This is a genomic window from Streptomyces lacrimifluminis, from assembly GCF_014646095.1.
GTDB lineage: Bacteria > Actinomycetota > Actinomycetes > Streptomycetales > Streptomycetaceae > Streptomyces > Streptomyces lacrimifluminis.
The window spans coordinates 1-17,783 of record NZ_BMMU01000024.1; the positions used below are offsets into that span (position 1 = coordinate 1).

Here is a 17,783-nt window from a genome sequence, read left to right on the forward strand (position 1 = left end):
CGAACTCGGTGAGATCCAGACGGTACTGATCCAACACCCCGCCGTCCACGAGGCATTCGTGTCTGTCCATGAGCCGGTGCCCGGCGACCGACGCTTGGTCGCGTACTGGACGGCGACGGCGGATGCCGCCGAGCCCGCCGCGGAGGAGCTGGCCGGACACTGTGCGGTGCGCCTGCCGGACTACATGGTGCCCGCTGCCTTCGTGTCACTGGAGGCGCTGCCGCTCAACGCCAACGGCAAGGTCGACCGCCGCGCCCTGCCCGCGCCCGACCGGGGCGCGCTGCGCACCGGCACGGACCATGTGCCGCCCCGCACGCCCACGGAGAAGGCCCTGGCCGCCATCTGGTCCGATGTCCTGGGCGTCGACCAGATCGGTGTGCACGACCGCTTCTTCGAGCTCGGTGGCCACTCGCTGTTGATGATCAAGGTTCTGGCGGCGGCCCGCGCGGCCGGGCTGGCGGTCTCGATCTACCGCATGTACCAGCACGACACCCTGATCGACCTGGCCGCCGCTGTGGACGCGGACGCGCGCGCCCACCTCGCGCCCGAGAGCACCGCCACCCTGGCCGGAAACCCCACCGTACCCACGGCCACCCTCGCCGTCGGCGGGACGGATCGAGAGTCCCAGGACGCGGACGCCGCGGCGGCGTCCGGCGCGGTCGCCACGGACGAAGTCCCCGTCACCGTCGAGGTCCCCGCCGAGCTGCTGGCCCGACTGATGCAGCAGGCCGCAGGAGGTGATCCGGCCGCGCTGGCGACCGGGGCACCGGCGGAGGCCGCAGCGCTGATCGAGGCGGTGCCCCGGGCCCGGAGCGGCTCCACGGCCGGTACGGCCGAACGGACCGCGCGCAGGACGGGGATCGACGCCGTCATGGCCGACCACCACGTGCCCGGCCTTGCCCTTGCCGTCCTGCGTGACGGTGCCGTCGCGGCCGTGGAAGGGCACGGAGTGCTGGCCGCCGGCGGGAACGAGCCGGTGACGCCGCGGACTCTCTTCCAGGTTGGCTCCATCAGCAAGCACGTGACCGCGCTCGCCGTGCTGCGCCTGGTGGACCAGGGCGTGGTCGAGCTCGACGCGGACATCGAGACGTATCTGACGTCCTGGCACCTGGCCGACACCCCCGGGGCGCCCGGACCGGTCACCCCGCGCCTGCTGCTCGGGCACCGCGCCGGCCTTGCCCGCCAGCGCAGCGTCGGATTCCGCCCCGGCGAACCGGTGCCGAGCCTTCTCGATCTGCTGGCGGGCAGACCGCCGGCCACGTCGCCGGTGCGCCGCGAACTGCCGCCGGGCGGAACGTTCCGCAAGAGCAGCACGCACTACTGGGTCCTCCAGCAGCTGCTGGAGGACGCCACGGGAGAGGAGTTCGAGCCGCTGATCCGGCGTCTGGTGCTGGACCCGCTCGGCCTCGCCGACACCAGCTTCGACCAGGACCACCCACGCGTCTGTGGGCTTCCCGTGGCCCTCGGCCACGACGCCCACGGCGCTCCGCTCACGGGCGGCTGGCGCACCCGGGCCCATCTGGCGGCGGCCGGTCTGTGGACGACCGCGGCCGACACCGCCCGGTTCGTGGTCGCGGTGCGGGGCGCCCTGCTCGGCGCACCGGGAGCGTTGGTTCCGCAGGCTCTCGCCCGCGAGCTCCTGGCGGGGGAGACCGGCACGTTCTACGGACTCGGCACGATCGTCGACGACAGCGGCGACGACCTGGAGTTCGGCCACGGGGGCGAGCCCTCGGGCTACTGGAACATGGCGATCAGCCGCCTCCACGGCGGAACCGGTTTCGTCGCGCTGACCAACGCGGACTCCGGCAAGGCGGTGGTCAAGCACCTCACCGCCGAACTGGGCGGCGACGACACCGCCTTCGGCACCGGCCGGCTGGCGGCCGACTGGCGCTCCGCCGACGACTCCGCCGTACTCCCCGCGGTCCTCGCCCCTGTCGTGACCGACGAAGAGCGGGCCTGACCCGCGTCCCGCGCATCCTTGAGGAGGAGCTCGTGGCTTCCGTACGGCATTTGATCTCCATCGACGACCTCGACGACGCCGACCTGTACGCGCTCGTCACCCGCGGTGCCGAATTCTCGGCCGGCACCGCGGGCCGGCCCGCCCCACTCGCCGACGACGTCGTCGGCGTCTACTTCCGCAAGACCTCGACCCGCACGCGCACCGCGTTCTCCAGCGGTGCCCTGCGGCTGGGCGCGCGGATCATCGCGTACGGACCCGGCGACCTCCAGCTCAACACCGGCGAGACCAGCGAGGACACCGGCCGGGTGATGTCCGGCATGCTCGACGTCATCGTCGCCCGCACCGCGGGAGACCCCGCCGAGCTGCGGGCCTGGGCCGCCCAGGAGCGCATGGCCGTGATCAACGCGATGAGCGCCGACGAGCACCCCACCCAGGCGCTCACCGACCTGACCACCCTGCACCGGCAGTTCGGCCGCGTCGAGGGACTGCGCGTGCTCTACGTCGGTGAAGGCAACAACACCGCGTCGGCGCTCTGCCTCGCCCTGACCCGGTTCCCAGGCGTCGAGTTCGAGCTGCGAACGCCGCCGGGGTACGGCCTGGCCCCGTACTACCGCGAGCGCGCCGGCGAACAGGCCGCCCGGTACGGCGCGGTGTTCCGGGAGTGCCACGACATGACGGATCTGCCCGTCGGCCTGGACGTCGTGTACACCACGCGCTGGCAGACCACCGGCACCAGCAAACCGGACCCGGACTGGCGGGCGGTGTTCGCGCCGTTCCAGGTGACCGAGGCGTTGTGGGAGGCCGGCCCCAAGGCCGTCTTCATGCACGACCTGCCCGCACACCGTGGCGACGAGGTCACCGCCGAGGTGCTCGACGGGCCCGCCAGCATCGCCTTCCAGCAGGCGGAGAACAAGATGCACAGCGCGATGGCGGTTCTCGAGTGGTGCAGGACGTGACCCTCGTCGACGGCGCCGGGAGCGGGCCGGCGGCGGCCCGGATCCCACCCGCGCCGTTGGGCCGCAACCGCGACTTCCTGCTCCTGTGGTCGGGGGCGAGCATGTCGTTCCTGGCGAACCGGGTCACCACGGTCGCGTATCCGCTGATCGTGCTGTGGCACACCGGCTCTCCGCTGGCCATGTCCGTGGTGTCCACGGCGGCGCTGCTGCCGTTGCTGCTCGTGCAGTTGCCGGCCGGCGCCCTCGTGGACCGCTGGGACCGGCGGCGGCTGATGCTGGTGTGTGAGCTGGGCCGGGTCGCCGCCGTGGGCAGCGTGGCGCTCGCCCTCGCGGCGGGCCGGGTGACGGTCGCGCACCTGGCGGCCGTGGCGTTCACAGAAGCCTCCCTCGCCGTGTTCTACCGGCTCGCCGAGCGGGGAGCCGTACGCAACATCGTGCATCCGGCACATCTGTCCACCGCGCTCTCGCGGAACGAGGCACGCGGCCGGGCGGCAGGTCTCCTCGGCCAGCCCGGCGGTGTGCTGCTGCAGTCGGCGGGCCGCTGGGTGCCGTTCGGCTTCGGCGTGCTGGGCTACCTCGTCTCCGCCGTCAGCCTGCTGCTGATCCGCAAGGACTTCCAGCAGGAACGCGACCCAACCGCCGGCCGGGGCCGCATGGCGGGCGAGATCGCCGAGGGGATGCGCTGGCTGTGGCGACAGCGCTTCCTGCGCGCGGCGTTCGCCTATGTCGCCGGAACCAACGTTCTGTTCCAGATGCTCGCGCTCGCCCTGATCCTGCGGGTCAAGGAGGCCGGGCTGCCGTCGGCGACCCTCGCGATCGTGCTGGGCATCGGCGGCGTCGGCGGCCTGTGCGGGGCGCTCGTGGGCGGCTGGGTCCAGCGCCGTGCACGGCAGCGCACGCTGCTGATCGCCGGGGCCGTCGCCTGGGCGGTGCTGATCGGCGCCATGGGATTCACCCGCGAACCCGTGCTGCTCGGCGCGCTGTACGCGGGCACCGGATTCGTGGGCGCCGTGTTCAACGTGGCCGCCGCCGTCTACCAGGTGCGCACCACCCCCGACGCGCTCCAGGGGCGGGTCGCCGCCGCCGCGGGGCTCGTCGGCTCGGGGACCAACGCACTCGGCTCGTTCGCGGGAGGCCTGCTCCTCGCTGCCTGGGGTGCCCTCCCCACCGTCCGCGCGATCGCCATCGCCATGGCCGTACTGGCCCTGCTCGCCGCAGTGGCACCGGACCTGAAGGGAGAGCTCCCCGATGACGGGACCGACACCGACGCGGTCGGGTGACCGGCTCGTGCGGGACGACCCATGGCTGCGGAGTTACCGCCCCGCCTCCGGCCGCGCGCCCCGGATCCGCCTCGTGTGCTTCCCGCACGCGGGCGGCAACGCCCAGCTCTTCCACGGCTGGCCCGCCCGCCTTCCGGACGACGTGGAACTGCTCGCCGTCCGCTGTCCGGGCCGCCAGGAGCGGCTGACCGAGCCCTTCGTCGAGGACATGGCCACCCTCGCCGACGCGGTCACCGCCGCGCTGCTGCCCCATCTGGACCGGCCCGTCGCCCTGTTCGGGCACAGCATGGGCTCGTCCGTCGCCTATGAGACCGCCCTCCGGCTGGAACACCGGCACGGGGTCGTCCCCCGGCGCCTGGTGGTCTCCGCCCGCTCCGCGCCGCACCGTTCCCGGCCCACCGGCCTGCACCTGCGCGGCGACGACGAACTGGTCGCCGGTGTACGCCGACTGGGCTCGCTGGGCTCGGAGGCGTACGACATCCCTGAACTGCGCGAACTGCTGCTGCCCGTGCTGCGCGCCGACTACCGGCTCATCGAGAGCTACCGTCCCGCGTCACCGCCCGTGCCGACCCGGGCCCCGATCACCGCCTGTCTCGGGCTCGGCGACCCGGGCTGCGACCCCGACGACGTACAGGCCTGGTCCGAGCTGACGCGCGCCCAGGACTTCGCCCTGCGTACCTACCCGGGCGATCACTTCTACCTCGCCGCACGCGAGGCCGAACTGGTCGCCGACATCACCAAGGACCTGGAGGCATGAACCATGACGGAGACGGACATCTGGACGCCGCTCGAGATCGAGTCCGAAGGCGTCGGTGGCGACGACGAACTGATCGGCCGGCTCGACGACATGGGGCCGGGGGAGCTCACCCGGGTGCTGACGGAGGAGAAGGGCCTCGTGTTCAGGGGGTTCGAGGCCGCTCCCGACCGCCTTGACGAAGTGCTCGGCCGGCTGCTGCCGAACCGGCTCGCCTACGTGCACGGCAACTCGCCCCGCACCAAGGTCGGCAGCAACGTCTACACCTCCACCGAGTATCCGCAGGAGTTCACCATCTCCATGCACAACGAGATGAGCTACGCCCACTCCTGGCCGGCCCGCCTCGCCTTCTACTGCCAGATCCAGCCGGGCGGCGGCGGTGCCACCCCCGTCGTCGACGCCGCGCTGTGGCTGGAGTCCCTGGACGCCGAGGTGCGCGAGGCCTTCGCTGGCGGGGTGCGCTACGTGCAGAACCTGCACGACGGCTACGGCCTCGGCAAGAGCTGGCAGGACACCTTCGAGACGACCAGCCGCGAGGAGGTGGAGGCGTTCCTCAAGCCGACCGGAGCCGACTGGGAGTGGAAGTCCGACGGAAGCATCCGTGTCTCCTCGGTACGTCCGGCCACCACCAGGCACCCGGTCACCGGCGCCGAGGTGTGGTTCAACCAGGCCGATCAGTGGCACCCCGCCGGCCTCGGCGACGACACGGCGTCCGCCCTGGCGCAGATCCTGCCCGAGGACGAACTGCCGCAGAACGTCACCTTCGCCGACGGGAGCCCCATTCCCGCCGGGTACGTCGCCCAGATCCGCGACCGCGGCCTGGAGCACGCCGTCGACGTCGACTGGCGCACCGGCGACCTGCTGCTGATCGACAACGTCCTGCTCGCCCACGGGCGCCGCCCGTTCACCGGAGACCGCCGGATCCTCGTCGCGATGTCGGACTGAGGCGATGACCGCCGCATACGGACTGCTCAGGGACCGTGCCGCGGTCCACATCTGGCGCGGCCGGGCCGCCGACGAACCCGGGACAGGTGACACCGGCCTGCTGTCGGACGAGGAGGAGCGGAAGGTCCGGCGCCTGCCCGCCGCGGCGGCGGTGTGTTACGCGACCGCGCACACGGCGTTGCGCCGGGTGCTGTCCGAGTACCTCGGTGTGCCGCCGCGCGACGTGGTGCTCGGCAGGCACCCTTGTCCGCGCTGCGCCCGTCCGGAGCACGGTCGGCCGCGGATCGACTGGCCGCCCACCGACCTGGACTTCAGCCTCTCGCGGTGCGGTCCGCACTGGCTGCTCGCCGTGGCGGCCGGGTGTCCGGTGGGTGTGGACATGGAGGACGACCGCCGGCTCGACGTCGACGGCGCCTCCTCGTTCGTGATGAGCGCCTCCGAACTCGCTCATATCGGTTCCGCTCCCGACGACACCGCGCGCAGACGTGCCTTCTTCCGCTGCTGGACGCGGAAGGAGGCGGTGGTCAAGGCGATCGGCGTCGGCATCGCCACGGACCTCCGCGAGGTCGACGTACAACCCGCCGAGGACGGTCCGGTGCTGGTCCCCCGGGCGGAGGGCCCCGGCCCCTGGCTGGTGCAGGACCTGCCGATGCCCGACAGGGTGTTCGCGGCGCTGGCGCGAGAGGCGGCGGACCCGGCCGGGCCCGCGGTGTTCCGTCGATACGAGGAACTCGCGGCAGGCACAGCAGGCACAGCAGGCACAGCAGGTCCTGTGCAGACGAGAGAGGTATTGGTCCGATGACCGCCATCGAGTACACCGGACAGTCGGGCACCCCGGTCCACGAATTCATCCGCGCCCACCGCGAGAAACTGCGGACGGTCCTCGGCGAGCGCGGGGCGATCCTGCTGCGCGGCTTCGAGGTCGGCGGTGTTGACGGGTTCGACGCGGTGGTGCACGCGCTCTCCGGCAGCGCACCGCTGACCTACGCCGAGCGGTCCTCGCCGCGCTCCACGATCAAGGGGCAGGTCTACACGTCGACGGACTATCCCGCCGACGAGGAGATCTTTCTGCACAACGAGAACTCGTACCAGGCGGTGTGGCCCAACACGCTGTACTTCTACTGCATCGAGCCCGCCCACACCCGCGGCGCGACCCCGCTCGCGGACATCCGTGAGGTGTACCGGGCCATCGACCCGGCGGTGCGCGAGGAGTTCGCCCGGCGCGATGGCTGGCGTGTGGTGCGCAACTTCCACGCGGACTTCGGCGTGCCATGGGAGGAGACTTTCGGTACCCGTGACCGGGACACGGTCGTGGAGTACTGCCGGGACAAGGGCATCACGGCCGAGTGGCGCGTGGACGGCGGGCTGCGCACCACGGCGGTACGGCCGGCTGTGCGCACACACCCGGTCTCCGGCGAGGAGGTGTGGTTCAACCACGCCACCTTCTGGCACATCACCTCCCTGGCACCGGAGGTCGGTGAAGGGCTCAGGGAGATCTTCCCCGACGAGGACCTGCCGACCAACACCTACTTCGGTGACGGCGGCCCCATTCCTGACGAGACGGTCGCTCACCTGCGGGACGCCTATCGCTCGGCGGCGACCCGCTTCGACTGGCAGCGCGACGACGTGCTGATCGTCGACAACATGCTCGCCGCACACGGCCGGGAACCGTTCACCGGCCCCCGGAGGATCGCGGTGGCGATGGCCGAACTGTCCGGCCGGCCGACACCCGCAACGAACTGACGCACACCGACGGCCGGGACGCTCTCCAAGAGGCGTCCCGGCCGTCGGCGCTCCACGGCGCGGGCCACGGGGGTCGGATGCCGCGCGTCGCGGAGGTCGGCGCCGGCCGGGGCGGGGGAACGTACCGTCCGGCGCCGGGTCGGAAGGTCACTCCCGGATGCCCGCCAGTTCCACCGCCCGGCGGCGCAGAGCGATCGAGGCGGGGGCGACGGACGAGACCACGGCGAGCACCGCGCAGGTGCCCACGGCCACGCCGATGGCCGTCCAGGGAAGCTGGATCGTGGTCCACACCGACAGCAGGCCCAGGGCGCTCCACATGCCCGCCAGGTTGAGCACCGCGACCAGGAGTCCCAGCACTCCACCGACCGCCACGACCATCAGAGCCTCGGCGCCCACGAGTCGCAGCACCTGCCACCGGGTGGCTCCGGCCAGGCGCAGCACAGCCAGGTCGCGTACCCGGTCGGAGGTCGCCATGACCATGGTGTTGGCCAGGGAGATACCGGTGTAGAGGAGGGCGATGCCAAGCACCAGCAGGAAGCCCATTCGGGTCGTCTCGTTCGTCTCGGGGTAACTCGCCTGCACCCACTGCTCCTTGGTGAAGACCTGCCCGCCCGAGGTGCGCACCTCGGCACGCAGCCCCGCGGCCACGGCGCCCGCGTCGGCGCCGTCGGTGAGGGCGACGTCGACCCGGTCGACGCTCGCGCCCGCGGCGTTGCGCGGGGTGACGTAGACGCCGTTGTTGCCGGTGCCGGTGGTCATCACCGCGGCGATCCGCAGTGTTTTCCGAGTGCCGTCTCCGAGCCACACCCGCACGTGCTCTCCCACGGTGTGCTGCTGCCATTCCTCGTTGACGATGATCGAGTCGTCGTTGAGATCGCCGGCTTCTCCGGAGGCGATCGGCAGGTTTGTGGTGGCGGCCAACGGGCCGGGATCGGCGGAGCGAGCCTCGTCCTTGATGAGCGCCACGCCATCCTCCATGACGTAGACGGCGCTCGACGAGGTCGCGGACACCTCGGCGCCGGGCACCTTGCGCAAATCGCGCAGCGTCGCCGCGTCGAAGCCGCCGCTCGCCGGAGTGATGACGAAGGCGGCAGCCGTCTGCTCGCGGGTCTCCGTGGCCTTCGCCTCGTTCAGCGTCGCGGTGGCCCCGAGCAGGGAGCCCGTGAGGGCGACCGTGACCAGGACGGGCGCGGCGATCGCGGCGGTGCGCCGGACCCCGGCGGCGGCGTTCTCCCGCACCAGCATGCCGCCGGCACCCGGCAACTGGGCCGGAAGCCATGCGATCAGCCGGGTCAACGGCCGCACCACGACGGGCGCGAGCAGTGCCACCGCGGTGATCAGCAGCATCGGGCGGCTCACGTAGGTCTTGCGGTGCAACAGGTCACCTGGGTCGCTGAACAGGGCCAGGCCCAGTGTCACGGCGGCGGTCAGCAGCAGGGCAGCGCCGGACAGCCAGCGGCCCCAGGTCATCGGGTTGGTGTCCACGGACGCCTCGCGCAACGCCTGGGTGGGGCCGGTGCGGCCCGCTCGCCAGGACGCGGCCACCACGCCGCACAGCGCGACGAGCAGGCCGGTTGCGAAGGCCGTGTAGTACGGCCAGGTGGCGGCACCGATGGTGAACCAGTTCGGGGCGAGTCCGCCGTCAACGACCCAGGCGGCGAGCCGGGGTGCCCCGTAGGCGCCGAGCACGCAGCCGGCGGCAGAGGCGAGCACGCCGACCGAGAGGGCCTCGACGAAGACCATCCGGCGGATCTGCCCCGGGGTCGCCCCTGCCGTGCGCAGCAGCCCGAACTCCCGGCGCCGCTGGGCGACCGAGAAGGCGAAGGTGGACGCCACCACGAACACCGACACGAAGGTGGTGACACCGCCCGCGGTGCCGAACATGGCGTTCATCGCGGTGAGGGCCTCGCTGTCCCGGTCGGGGTCGGCGTCGGCGTAGCGGCGCGCGTCACCGGTGAGGACCTGGACACCTGGGCTGCCGCTCACCGCCGTACGCACGGCCGCCGTGTCTGCGTCCACGACCAGCTGAGTACTGTTCGGCCACAGTTGGGCCGCGCGTGCGTCGGTGTAGAACACGACGTTCTCGAAGCCGCGCCCGGTGACGGTTCCGACCACGCGTACGGCGCCACGATCGGTCTGTACCCGCTCACCCGGCTGCACCCAGTCGCCGCTGACGACGACCTCGTCGGCGGCGCGGGGGGCGCGTCCTTCGTCGATCTCGTACGGGGCGAAGACGGCCGTGGACCAGGGGTGGCCCACCAGATCGCCGGGGCCGCCCTGTGCCCGTACGGCGAACGACCGGTCCTCGATGACGGTGCCGAGCTTCTTGAGCTTCACGACGGCGGCGGCGGGCACGGCGCGCGGCTGGGCGAGCTTCTGCACCCGGTCACCGATCGAGCTGGACACGCGCAGCGTGTCCGCTCCCTTCACCACGACGGGCGCCGCGGCGAACCGCTCCGGCTTCCGGTCGGGCGCGTGCAGCGACGAGGCGAGGGCCAGACCCATGACGGCGATCAGCGCGACACCGAGCGAGAGCGCGACGAAGCTGCCGACGAAGGTGATCCAGCGGCTGCGCAGGGTGTGCAGGGCGACACTCAGCACGGCGCGGCCTCCAGCTTGGTCATACGAGTGGCGATGTCGTCGGCACTCGCCCCGACCATCTCGCCGTTGACCCGTCCGTCGACGAGGAAGACGATGCGGTCGGCGTACGAGGCGGAGACCGGGTCGTGCGTGACCATGATGACCGTCTGGCCGTCGGCGTCGACCATGCCGCGCAGCAGCTTCAGCACCTCACGACCGGTCTGCGAGTCGAGGGCACCGGTCGGCTCGTCGCCGAAGAGCACCTCGGGGCGGGTGATCAGGGCACGGGCGAGGGCGACGCGCTGCTGCTGGCCGCCGGACATCTCCGTCGGCCGGTGTCGTGCCCGGTCACCGAGGCCGACCTGCTCGAGCACCTCGCGCACCTGGGCCCTGGCCGGGCGGCGGCCCGCGAGCCGCAGGGGCAGCGCCACGTTCTGCTCGGCGGTCAGGGACGGCAAGAGGTTGAACGACTGGAAGACGAACCCGATGCGTTCGCGTCGCAGAAGGGTCAGCTTGGTCTCGTTCAGCTTCGTCAGGTCGGTCCCGCCCACGACGACCGATCCCGATGTGGGGCGGTCCAGCCCGGCGGCGCACTGCAGCAGGGTCGACTTGCCGGAGCCGGAGGGGCCCATGACGGCGGTGAACGTGCCCTCCGGGAAGGAGAGCGAGACCTTGTCGAGCGCCGTCACCGCGCTGTCACCTGACCCGTACCGCCTGGTGACGGAGCGCAACTGGATGGCGTCCTTGTTCATCTGTCCCCACTGTTCGATGTCGGTCCTCCCGCACACCGGGCGGGACGGAATCGTTCAAAACGGTGCCTGCACGGCGTGTGGCAGGTAACTGCAATGGCAGCAAGCTGCGTGCCCCGACGGGCGGTTCGGGTTTTCGACGTTCTGCGGACTCAGCCGGGCCCCGCAGGCCCTATGACGTACCCGATCAGGACGAACGCCGGTGCCCACACGGCGCTGCTGACCACGGACCAGAGGAGATAGCGCCGCAGTGGCATGCCGGTCGCCCCGCACAGGGTGGGCACGAGCGTGCGCAGGACCGCGGTGAAGCGTCCGACGAACACCGCGCAGCCGCCGCGCCGTTCGATCAGACCGAGAGCCCGCTCGGCGTACCTGCCCCGGCGTGTCGGGCCCCGCAGGGGAGCCAGGACCCGTGCCCGCCAGCGGCGCCCGATCGCGTACCCGACGATATTGCCCAGGACCGCGCCGGCGACCGCGGCGAGCAACGTGGCCTCGATGGTGATGACGCCGCTCCAGGCGAGCGCGCCGCCGAGGACCACGGCCGTCTGCCCCGGCAGCAGCGCACCCACCATCGGCAGCGCCGCTTCCAGCGCGGGCAGAAGCAGCACCGCGCAGAGGACGCCGGAGCTCCCGTAGGCCCCCATGTGCTCTGCCAGCCATCCCGTCATCAGGGCGCCGCCTCTCTCGTTCGCTCGGTGACTCCACGAAACCGCGTGGAGGCATCGCGGCGCAGTGCGGCAGAAGCGAGACTTGGGGTATGGCCAGCCCTACCCGCGCCGCTCCGCTCAGCTCGCCCTGGTCAGCCGGGAGTCGGCGAGGCACCCGTGCGGGCCTGCGGCGACGAGCCGCATCAGCTCGTGGAAGCGGTACCGGGGCCTGCCCTCCGTGTCGATGCCGGCCATCTCCAGCACCGCCCCTTCGACCAGCCGCTCCAGGAGTTCCTCGGCGTTCTCCTCGGACAGACCGGACTCCAGTGCGACGGCTGCCGTGGTGAACGTGCCGCTCTCCCTCGGGGCCAGAGCCCGAACCAACTCCTGCTCGACCGCGGGAAGTTGTCGCAGCGCCGAGTCCAGGCTCCGGCGTACGTCCCCGCCGCCGATGCGCAACTCCTCGATGCGCAGCGCTGGATCGGACAGGCGCCGGGCGAGGCGGGCCGCGGGCCAGTGGGGCCGGGTGGCCAGTCGGTCGGCGGCTGCCCGCAGCGCGAGCGGCAGACCCGCGCATGCCTCGGAGATGACGTTGACGGCCTCGGGCTCGCCGAGGATCCGTGACCTTCCGGCCATCGAGGTGAGCAGGGCGAGCGACTCCGCGGTCCCCATCGGTTCGAGCACGACGGTACGGAAGCCGGGCAGCGCGGGGAGCCTGCTGCGGCTCGTGACGAGGACGGCGGCGTCGGCCGTGGGCGGAAGCAAGGCGTCGATGCGGAGTTCGTTCGATGCGTCGTCCAGCAGGATCAGCAGTCGACGCCCCGCCGTCCAGGTGCGGTAGCGGCGGATCAGGTCGTCCAGCTGCTCGGGTCCGCTGCCGGACGCCGAGGTGTCGTCACCGGCTTCGCCGAGCGCCCGCAGCAGTTGCCTGAGAACGGTGGCGCAATCCTTCGCCGTGCCGTCCTCATGGCGCAGCTGGACATGGAGCAGGCCGTCGGGGAACTCGTGAGCCACGGCGTGTGCGGCCTGGACGGCGAGTGTGGTCTTGCCGACCCCCGCCATGCCGGCGATCAGCATCCGTCGCGCCCGGAACCCGTCGCGACGATGGCCGGGGGCGGCTGCCAACCGCGCGCACAGCTCCGCCAGCTCGTTCTCCCTGCCGGTGAAGTCGGCTATGGCGGGCGGCACCATGACGGGCGGCAGGGTCTTCGGCGACGTGCGGGAGACACGCGCCGGCCCCGGGTGTGACAGCTGGCTCAACTCCCCGCCGAGCACCGCCTGATGGATGGCCCTCAGATCCGGACCGGGGTCCACGCCGAGTTCCTCGGCGAGTGCCTCACGGCCCTCCTGGAACGCCTGCAGCGCCTCGGCCTGCCGCCCACACCGGTACAAAGCCGTCATCAACTGGACCCGGAGCCGCTCCCGCAGCGGGAACTTGGCGACGAGACCGATGAGTTCGGGGACGAGCGGCTCATGCCGGCCGAGTTCCAGGTCGGCCTCCATACGGTGTTCAAGCGTGCTTGTCCGAGCCTCCTCCAGTTGTGGGAGTTCCACCTCCGCGAGATACGGCGTCACATTGGACAGCGCCGGACCATGCCACAGACTGAGCGCGCTCGTGAACGCACCGGCCGCCTCCTCGAAGCGACGCTCCTCCAGCGCCTTGCGGCCGAGCCGGTCCAGACGCTCGAAATCGAGCACGTCGATCCGTGCACCGGCGGCAGTCAGTTGGTAGCCGGGCTGTCGGCGGACCAGGTCGACGCCAGGCCCCAGAAGTTTCCGCAGTCGCGATATGTATGTGTAGATCTGCGCGTTCATCGTGGCGGGCGGGTCCCATCCCCACAGCAGTTCGCTCAGTTGTCCGTCGCTCACCACCCGGCCGCGGGCGAGCAGCAGCACGGCCAGCACCGTGTGCACCTTGGAGCCCGAAAGCGCGATGCGCCGTGCTCCGTCTCTCGCCTCCACCGGACCGAGAAGCCGGAATTCCATGAGTCATCCCCCACCTCGTGCCGCCGTGCCGCGTGGGCGACCCGGCCGGCGCGGAACGCCGAAGCGTCGTTCTCCGGCCAATGCTCACGCCGCAGGTTGGCGGAATTGCTGCTTCGATACGGCAGCAAGCTGCGGTGGCAGAACCCTGCAGGGAAGCGACCGTGACCTGCCGCCATACCACCGGGGGTAGGGCTGGCCATACCCCCGGACCACCCCCTGGACCGATGGCACCGGCCGGGCCGCACCTTCTACGCTGACGGAATGCACCCTCGGAACGTGTGGCAGGCCATGGCCACGCCGGGCTTCCTGCTCTCGCCGTGGCCATGGCGGTCGGTCGCCTACCTGCTCACCGGCGTGCTGTCCGGCGTTGTCGCTCTCGTGGGGATCGTGGGCATGGCGGTGGTCGGCGGTGTCCTCGCCATCGTGCTCGTGGGGCTTCCCCTCCTCGTCGTCGTGGCCCTCACCGGAATCCCGGTGGCGTGGGCGGAGCGGCACAGGCTGCGCCTGATCGACCATGACCCGGTCGCCGACCGGCACCAGGTGCCGGCCGCCAAAGGGCTGTGGCCGTGGCTGGCGACGCGACTGAGGGAACAGACGACCTGGCGAGAACTCGGATACGCGCTGGTGTTCGCCGGGTTGTTGTGGCCGGTCGACGCTTTCGCGATCACGGTCGGTCTGCTCTTCCCATTGGCGATGATCGCGACCCCGCTCGTGATGGCGACAGTCGGTGACGGCCAAGAGACCAAGGTGCTCAAGGTCTGGATGGTCACCACGTGGCCTACGGCCTTCGGGATCGCCGTACTCGGGCTGGTCCTCCTGGTCCTGGGCAGTTATGCCCTGGGGGCCGCGGCCGGTGCCCGGGCAGAGCTGACGCGTCTGCTGATCGCGCCGCGTGAGAGCGATCTGGGGGCGAAGGTCGTGGAACTGACGCGCTCGCGGTTCCGGTTGGTCGATGCCTTCGAGGCGGAGCGGCGACGCATCGAGCGCGATTTGCACGACGGGGCGCAGCAACGGCTGGTGGCACTGACGATGACACTCGGCCTGGCCCGCCTGGACGTGCCGCCCGGGCCGCTGGCCGACCAACTGGCCAAGGCTCACGCGGAGGCGGGCAAGGCGCTCGCGGAGCTCCGGGAACTCATCCACGGCATCCATCCCAAGGTCCTGGCGGACTACGGTCTCCAGGCGGCGGTCGCTGACGCGGCGGACCGCTCCGCGGTTCCCGTGGACGTCGACCTGGAGCTGTCCGGGCGGCTGCCCCAGGCGGTCGAGGCTGCCGCGTACTTCGTCGTCTGCGAAGCCCTCGCCAACATTGCCAAGCACAGCGGGGCCAACTCCGCGGAGGTGGCCGGGGGGTACCGCGACGGACTTCTGTTCCTGCAGGTGTCCGACGACGGCCGAGGCGGCGCGGTTGCGGGGACCGGCAGCGGGCTGACCGGACTCGCGGACCGGGTGTCGGTGCTGGATGGCAGACTTTCTCTGTCCAGTCCACCGGGCGGACCGACCCTGTTGTGTGTGGAGTTTCCTTGCGAATTGACAGACCGCTCCGCGTAGTACTGGCCGAGGACAGCGTGTTGCTGCGGGAAGGACTCATCAGTCTGCTCACCCGCTGCGGCCACGAGGTGGTCGCGGCTGTCGGTGATGCCGTGGCACTGGTCGCAGCGGTCGAGGAGCACGCCCCCGACATCGTCGTGACCGACGTCCGTATGCCCCCGGCTTTCCAGGACGAAGGACTGCACGCGGCGCTACAACTGCGCGAGAAGCGGCCCGCACTTCCCGTTCTGGTGCTTAGTCAGTACGTGCAGCGGACGTACGCGTCCGAACTGCTGGATTCCGGCGACGGCACGGGCGTCGGTTACCTGCTGAAGGACCGGGTCGGCCAGGTCGAGGAGTTCATGGACGCCCTGGGTGAAGTCGCCGACGGAGGCACGGTCGTCGACTCCGAAGTCGTACGCCAACTGCTGCGCCGTCGCCGCGATCCGCTGGAGCGGCTCACACCGCGCGAGCGGGAGGTACTGGCCTTGATCGCGGAAGGCAAGTCGAACGGGGCGATCGCCCGCGAACTGGTGGTGTCCGAGGCGGCCGTCGGCAAGCACATCAGCAGCATCCTCACCAAGCTGGACCTGCCACCCGCGAACGAAACCCATCGCAGGGTGCTGGCAGTCCTCGCCTACCTGCGGGCATGAGCCGAGGCCTGGTCCCCGCCCCGACCCCGTGCGGCCATCCTCCGCGCCCACGATACGCAGGATGCGGCACCGGGCATGGCGGGCCAGGTGGGCTGGGAGATGGTGAGGGTGCGGGGGCGTCGTGTCCGGCTCGGCGTCTTCGTGGCCGTCCTGGTAGTACGGGGCGAGCAGGCGCGGCAAGGTGCGCACGAGCACGGGCAGCCCGCAGTGGCAGGTCACTGACGGGCACGACACCGCGGAGACCGCGGTGGACGCGACGACGCAGACGATCACGCGGCGGCTCGACCCGTTCGGCAACGCCCGGGGTACGCAGTCGAGTTCGGGTTCGTGGCTGGGTGACAAGGGCTTCGTGAGCGGTGTGCAGGACTTGGTGACGGGTCTGGCGCACCTGGGGGCGAGGGAGTACGACTCGACGACCGGCCGGTTCGTGTCGGACGATCCGGTCCTGGAGTTGACGGACGCCCAGCAGATCGACGGGTACACGTACGCGGCGGACAACCCGGTCTCGGGCAGCGATCCGACGGGTATGGACGACTGGTACAACGACCCGACGATGAACACGTGCGCCATCGACTGCGGCAGCGCACCCGCACCGGCGACGACCACGGCGACCGCATCCTCCGCGTCCTCGTCTTCCTCGCACAGCGGAGGCGGTGGTGGCGGTGGTGGCGCGGAGACGGGGACGCCACGGTGCCGACCGGGACGTGGGTGAAGTTCTACGTCGAGGACGGGAAGAAACTCAAGGACTCCATCGGTTTCGCCGATCAGACTGAGTGACGCCCTGGAACCGAACATGTGTGCGTGCCGCGTTGCGATCTGCCGCGAGCATATGACCCCAGGAGGTGAGCGATGGCGTACTACAAGGATCTCAGCCCGTACGAGTACTCGGACGACGCGGACGAGACGGTTGAGGGCGCGGGCTCTGACGCGGCCTTGTTGAACGTGGGGTGGCTCGCCGAGGGGCACGAGTTCCCGCGGGGCGACGTCCCGGAGAGATTCGTGGAAGACCTCCTGGAGTTGGCCAGGGACACGGTGAACGTCTACCGGGGCATGCACTTCTGCGACTTCTGCCCGACTTTCCAGGAAGCGCGGAAGAACGTCAGGTTTCGCGATGTGTTCATCGGCAGCGGAGAGGTCCATGTGCGGCGCGGCGAAGGTCGTGTGTACGCCGCCCCGGCGCTGGTCGTGCACTACGTGGCGGACCACGCATACCAGCCGCCGCGGGAATTCGTCGACGCGGTACTGGCTACGGGGGTGGGAAAGTGACGGGCGTACGCGCGGAACGCCGTTCCGCCGGCACCGAGAGCATGCTGGACATGGATCCGGCGTCGTAGGGTCTCTCCGGCGGCGGCCGGAACCGCGAGGTGTGAGCGCTGCTGGCCCGGCTGTGCCTGCCCGTCAGCCGTTCTTGCCCATGGCGTTGCGGACGGCGTCCCTGGTGCGGTCGACGAGGGCGGCGACCGGGCCGAGCGCCATGTTCGCCGTTGTCGATTCGACACCGGGGTGCGGGCGGGTCGGCGCCATCGCCTCGGCGGCCTTGACCGCCTTCGCCATGGCGGCGAGGTTGGTGACGTCGGTGCTGCGGCGGATGTGGGTGAACTCGTAGCGTTCCTCGGCCCGCGCGTGCTCCTGGACGTCCTTGCGCAGCTTCATGAGCTGGGGCATGAACTTCGGGTCGCCGGTGTCGAGGTCGTCGAGAGCGGCCAGGGTCTCCTTGGCCGCCCTTTCCTCGGCGAGCCGGTCCTCGACGACCTGCGCACCGCCGGGCATGGCCCGCCGGGCGAAGGGGTGGACGATTTCCTCCTCGGCGGTCTCGTGCACGGCAAGCAGCCGTACAAGACGCCGGAATGCGTCACGGCGCTCGTCGCCGGTGCTCGACTCGACCTCGTCGAAGAGGTTGCGGATGTCGCCGTGCTGCCGTATCAACAACGCCACGACATCGAGGTCCTGGGCTCCGTCGTCACCGGCCTGCGGGGTCTCAAGATCGGTCATCGCCGGTC

16 protein-coding genes are annotated in these 17,783 nt (G+C 71.2%); 11 read left to right on the forward strand and 5 right to left on the reverse strand.

The window, feature by feature from the left end; translation table 11 throughout:
- The 7 genes from IEY89_RS29060 to IEY89_RS29090 all read left to right on the forward strand — a co-directional run.
- Nucleotides 1-1,960, forward strand: a 1,960-nt coding sequence (locus tag IEY89_RS29060; RefSeq protein WP_189150490.1) for a serine hydrolase domain-containing protein, incomplete at its 5' end; no start/stop codon positions are given.
- A gap of 32 nt (nt 1,961-1,992) precedes the next feature.
- Entirely contained in the window at nt 1,993-2,916 is a 924-nt protein-coding gene (locus IEY89_RS29065; RefSeq protein WP_189150491.1) for an ornithine carbamoyltransferase, read from the forward strand.
- Nucleotides 2,913-4,196, forward strand: coding sequence for an MFS transporter (locus tag IEY89_RS29070; RefSeq protein WP_189150492.1), 1,284 nt, complete (start codon nt 2,913-2,915; stop codon nt 4,194-4,196). The genes IEY89_RS29065 and IEY89_RS29070 overlap by 4 nt, the downstream gene beginning before the upstream one ends.
- Entirely contained in the window at nt 4,165-4,953 is a 789-nt protein-coding gene (locus IEY89_RS29075) for a thioesterase II family protein (protein ID WP_189150493.1), read from the forward strand. Before IEY89_RS29070 ends, IEY89_RS29075 begins: the two co-directional genes overlap by 32 nt.
- A gap of 3 nt (nt 4,954-4,956) precedes the next feature.
- Nucleotides 4,957-5,895, forward strand: coding sequence for a TauD/TfdA family dioxygenase (locus tag IEY89_RS29080; protein WP_189150494.1), 939 nt, complete (start codon nt 4,957-4,959; stop codon nt 5,893-5,895).
- Nucleotides 5,896-5,899: 4 nt separating this feature from the next.
- On the forward strand, nt 5,900-6,697 hold the full coding sequence (locus IEY89_RS29085; protein WP_189150495.1) for a 4'-phosphopantetheinyl transferase family protein: 798 nt from the start codon (nt 5,900-5,902) through the stop codon (nt 6,695-6,697).
- On the forward strand, nt 6,694-7,638 hold the full coding sequence (locus IEY89_RS29090; RefSeq protein WP_189150496.1) for a TauD/TfdA family dioxygenase: 945 nt from the start codon (nt 6,694-6,696) through the stop codon (nt 7,636-7,638). Before IEY89_RS29085 ends, IEY89_RS29090 begins: the two co-directional genes overlap by 4 nt.
- A 147-nt stretch (nt 7,639-7,785) precedes the next feature.
- Here the strand turns inward: IEY89_RS29090 and IEY89_RS29095 are convergent, their stop codons facing one another.
- From IEY89_RS29095 to IEY89_RS29110, 4 genes are all read right to left on the reverse strand, one after another.
- On the reverse strand, nt 7,786-10,239 hold the full coding sequence (locus IEY89_RS29095; RefSeq protein ID WP_189150497.1) for an ABC transporter permease: 2,454 nt from the start codon (nt 10,237-10,239) through the stop codon (nt 7,786-7,788).
- Nucleotides 10,233-10,970, reverse strand: a complete 738-nt coding sequence (locus IEY89_RS29100; protein ID WP_189150498.1) for an ABC transporter ATP-binding protein — start codon at nt 10,968-10,970, stop codon at nt 10,233-10,235. The genes IEY89_RS29095 and IEY89_RS29100 overlap by 7 nt, the downstream gene beginning before the upstream one ends.
- Nucleotides 10,971-11,119: 149 nt before the next feature.
- On the reverse strand, nt 11,120-11,635 hold the full coding sequence (locus tag IEY89_RS29105; RefSeq protein ID WP_189150499.1) for a DedA family protein: 516 nt from the start codon (nt 11,633-11,635) through the stop codon (nt 11,120-11,122).
- A gap of 117 nt (nt 11,636-11,752) precedes the next feature.
- Nucleotides 11,753-13,600 carry an AfsR/SARP family transcriptional regulator gene (locus tag IEY89_RS29110; RefSeq protein ID WP_189150500.1) on the reverse strand — a complete coding sequence of 616 codons (1,848 nt, stop codon included), beginning with the start codon at nt 13,598-13,600 and terminating at the stop codon, nt 11,753-11,755.
- Nucleotides 13,601-13,888: 288 nt separating this feature from the next.
- Between IEY89_RS29110 and IEY89_RS29115 the strand changes: the two genes are divergently transcribed.
- The 4 genes from IEY89_RS29115 (at nt 13,889) to IEY89_RS29130 (ending at nt 17,049) form a co-directional block, all read left to right on the forward strand.
- Nucleotides 13,889-15,151 (forward strand): sensor histidine kinase, encoded by a 1,263-nt coding sequence (locus IEY89_RS29115; RefSeq protein ID WP_189150596.1) that lies wholly within the window; start codon nt 13,889-13,891, stop codon nt 15,149-15,151.
- A complete protein-coding gene (locus tag IEY89_RS29120; protein WP_189150501.1) occupies nt 15,124-15,783 on the forward strand; it encodes a response regulator transcription factor in 660 nt (219 codons plus the stop codon). The genes IEY89_RS29115 and IEY89_RS29120 overlap by 28 nt, the downstream gene beginning before the upstream one ends.
- A 181-nt stretch (nt 15,784-15,964) precedes the next feature.
- Nucleotides 15,965-16,495, forward strand: coding sequence for an RHS repeat-associated core domain-containing protein (locus IEY89_RS29125; RefSeq protein WP_189150502.1), 531 nt, complete (start codon nt 15,965-15,967; stop codon nt 16,493-16,495).
- Nucleotides 16,496-16,632: 137 nt separating this feature from the next.
- Nucleotides 16,633-17,049 (forward strand): DUF7919 family protein, encoded by a 417-nt coding sequence (locus IEY89_RS29130; RefSeq protein WP_189150503.1) that lies wholly within the window; start codon nt 16,633-16,635, stop codon nt 17,047-17,049.
- 132 nt (nt 17,050-17,181) lie between these two features.
- Here the strand turns inward: IEY89_RS29130 and IEY89_RS29135 are convergent, their stop codons facing one another.
- Nucleotides 17,182-17,775, reverse strand: coding sequence for a hemerythrin domain-containing protein (locus IEY89_RS29135; RefSeq protein WP_189150504.1), 594 nt, complete (start codon nt 17,773-17,775; stop codon nt 17,182-17,184).
- Nucleotides 17,776-17,783: the final 8 nt, after the last annotated feature.

Bases quoted from the DNA above. Each gene is read 5' to 3' on its own strand.
- IEY89_RS29075 (WP_189150493.1), top strand. From the start codon at position 4,165: ATGACGGGACCGACACCGACGCGGTCGGGTGACCGGCTCGTGCGGGAC.
- IEY89_RS29080 (WP_189150494.1), top strand. From the start codon at position 4,957: ATGACGGAGACGGACATCTGGACGCCGCTCGAGATCGAGTCCGAAGGC.
- IEY89_RS29085 (WP_189150495.1), top strand. From the start codon at position 5,900: ATGACCGCCGCATACGGACTGCTCAGGGACCGTGCCGCGGTCCACATC.
- IEY89_RS29090 (WP_189150496.1), top strand. From the start codon at position 6,694: ATGACCGCCATCGAGTACACCGGACAGTCGGGCACCCCGGTCCACGAA.
- IEY89_RS29100 (WP_189150498.1), bottom strand. From the start codon at position 10,970: ATGAACAAGGACGCCATCCAGTTGCGCTCCGTCACCAGGCGGTACGGG.
- IEY89_RS29105 (WP_189150499.1), bottom strand. From the start codon at position 11,635: ATGACGGGATGGCTGGCAGAGCACATGGGGGCCTACGGGAGCTCCGGC.
- IEY89_RS29110 (WP_189150500.1), bottom strand. From the start codon at position 13,600: ATGGAATTCCGGCTTCTCGGTCCGGTGGAGGCGAGAGACGGAGCACGG.
- IEY89_RS29115 (WP_189150596.1), top strand. From the start codon at position 13,889: ATGGCCACGCCGGGCTTCCTGCTCTCGCCGTGGCCATGGCGGTCGGTC.
- IEY89_RS29130 (WP_189150503.1), top strand. From the start codon at position 16,633: ATGGCGTACTACAAGGATCTCAGCCCGTACGAGTACTCGGACGACGCG.
- IEY89_RS29135 (WP_189150504.1), bottom strand. From the start codon at position 17,775: ATGACCGATCTTGAGACCCCGCAGGCCGGTGACGACGGAGCCCAGGAC.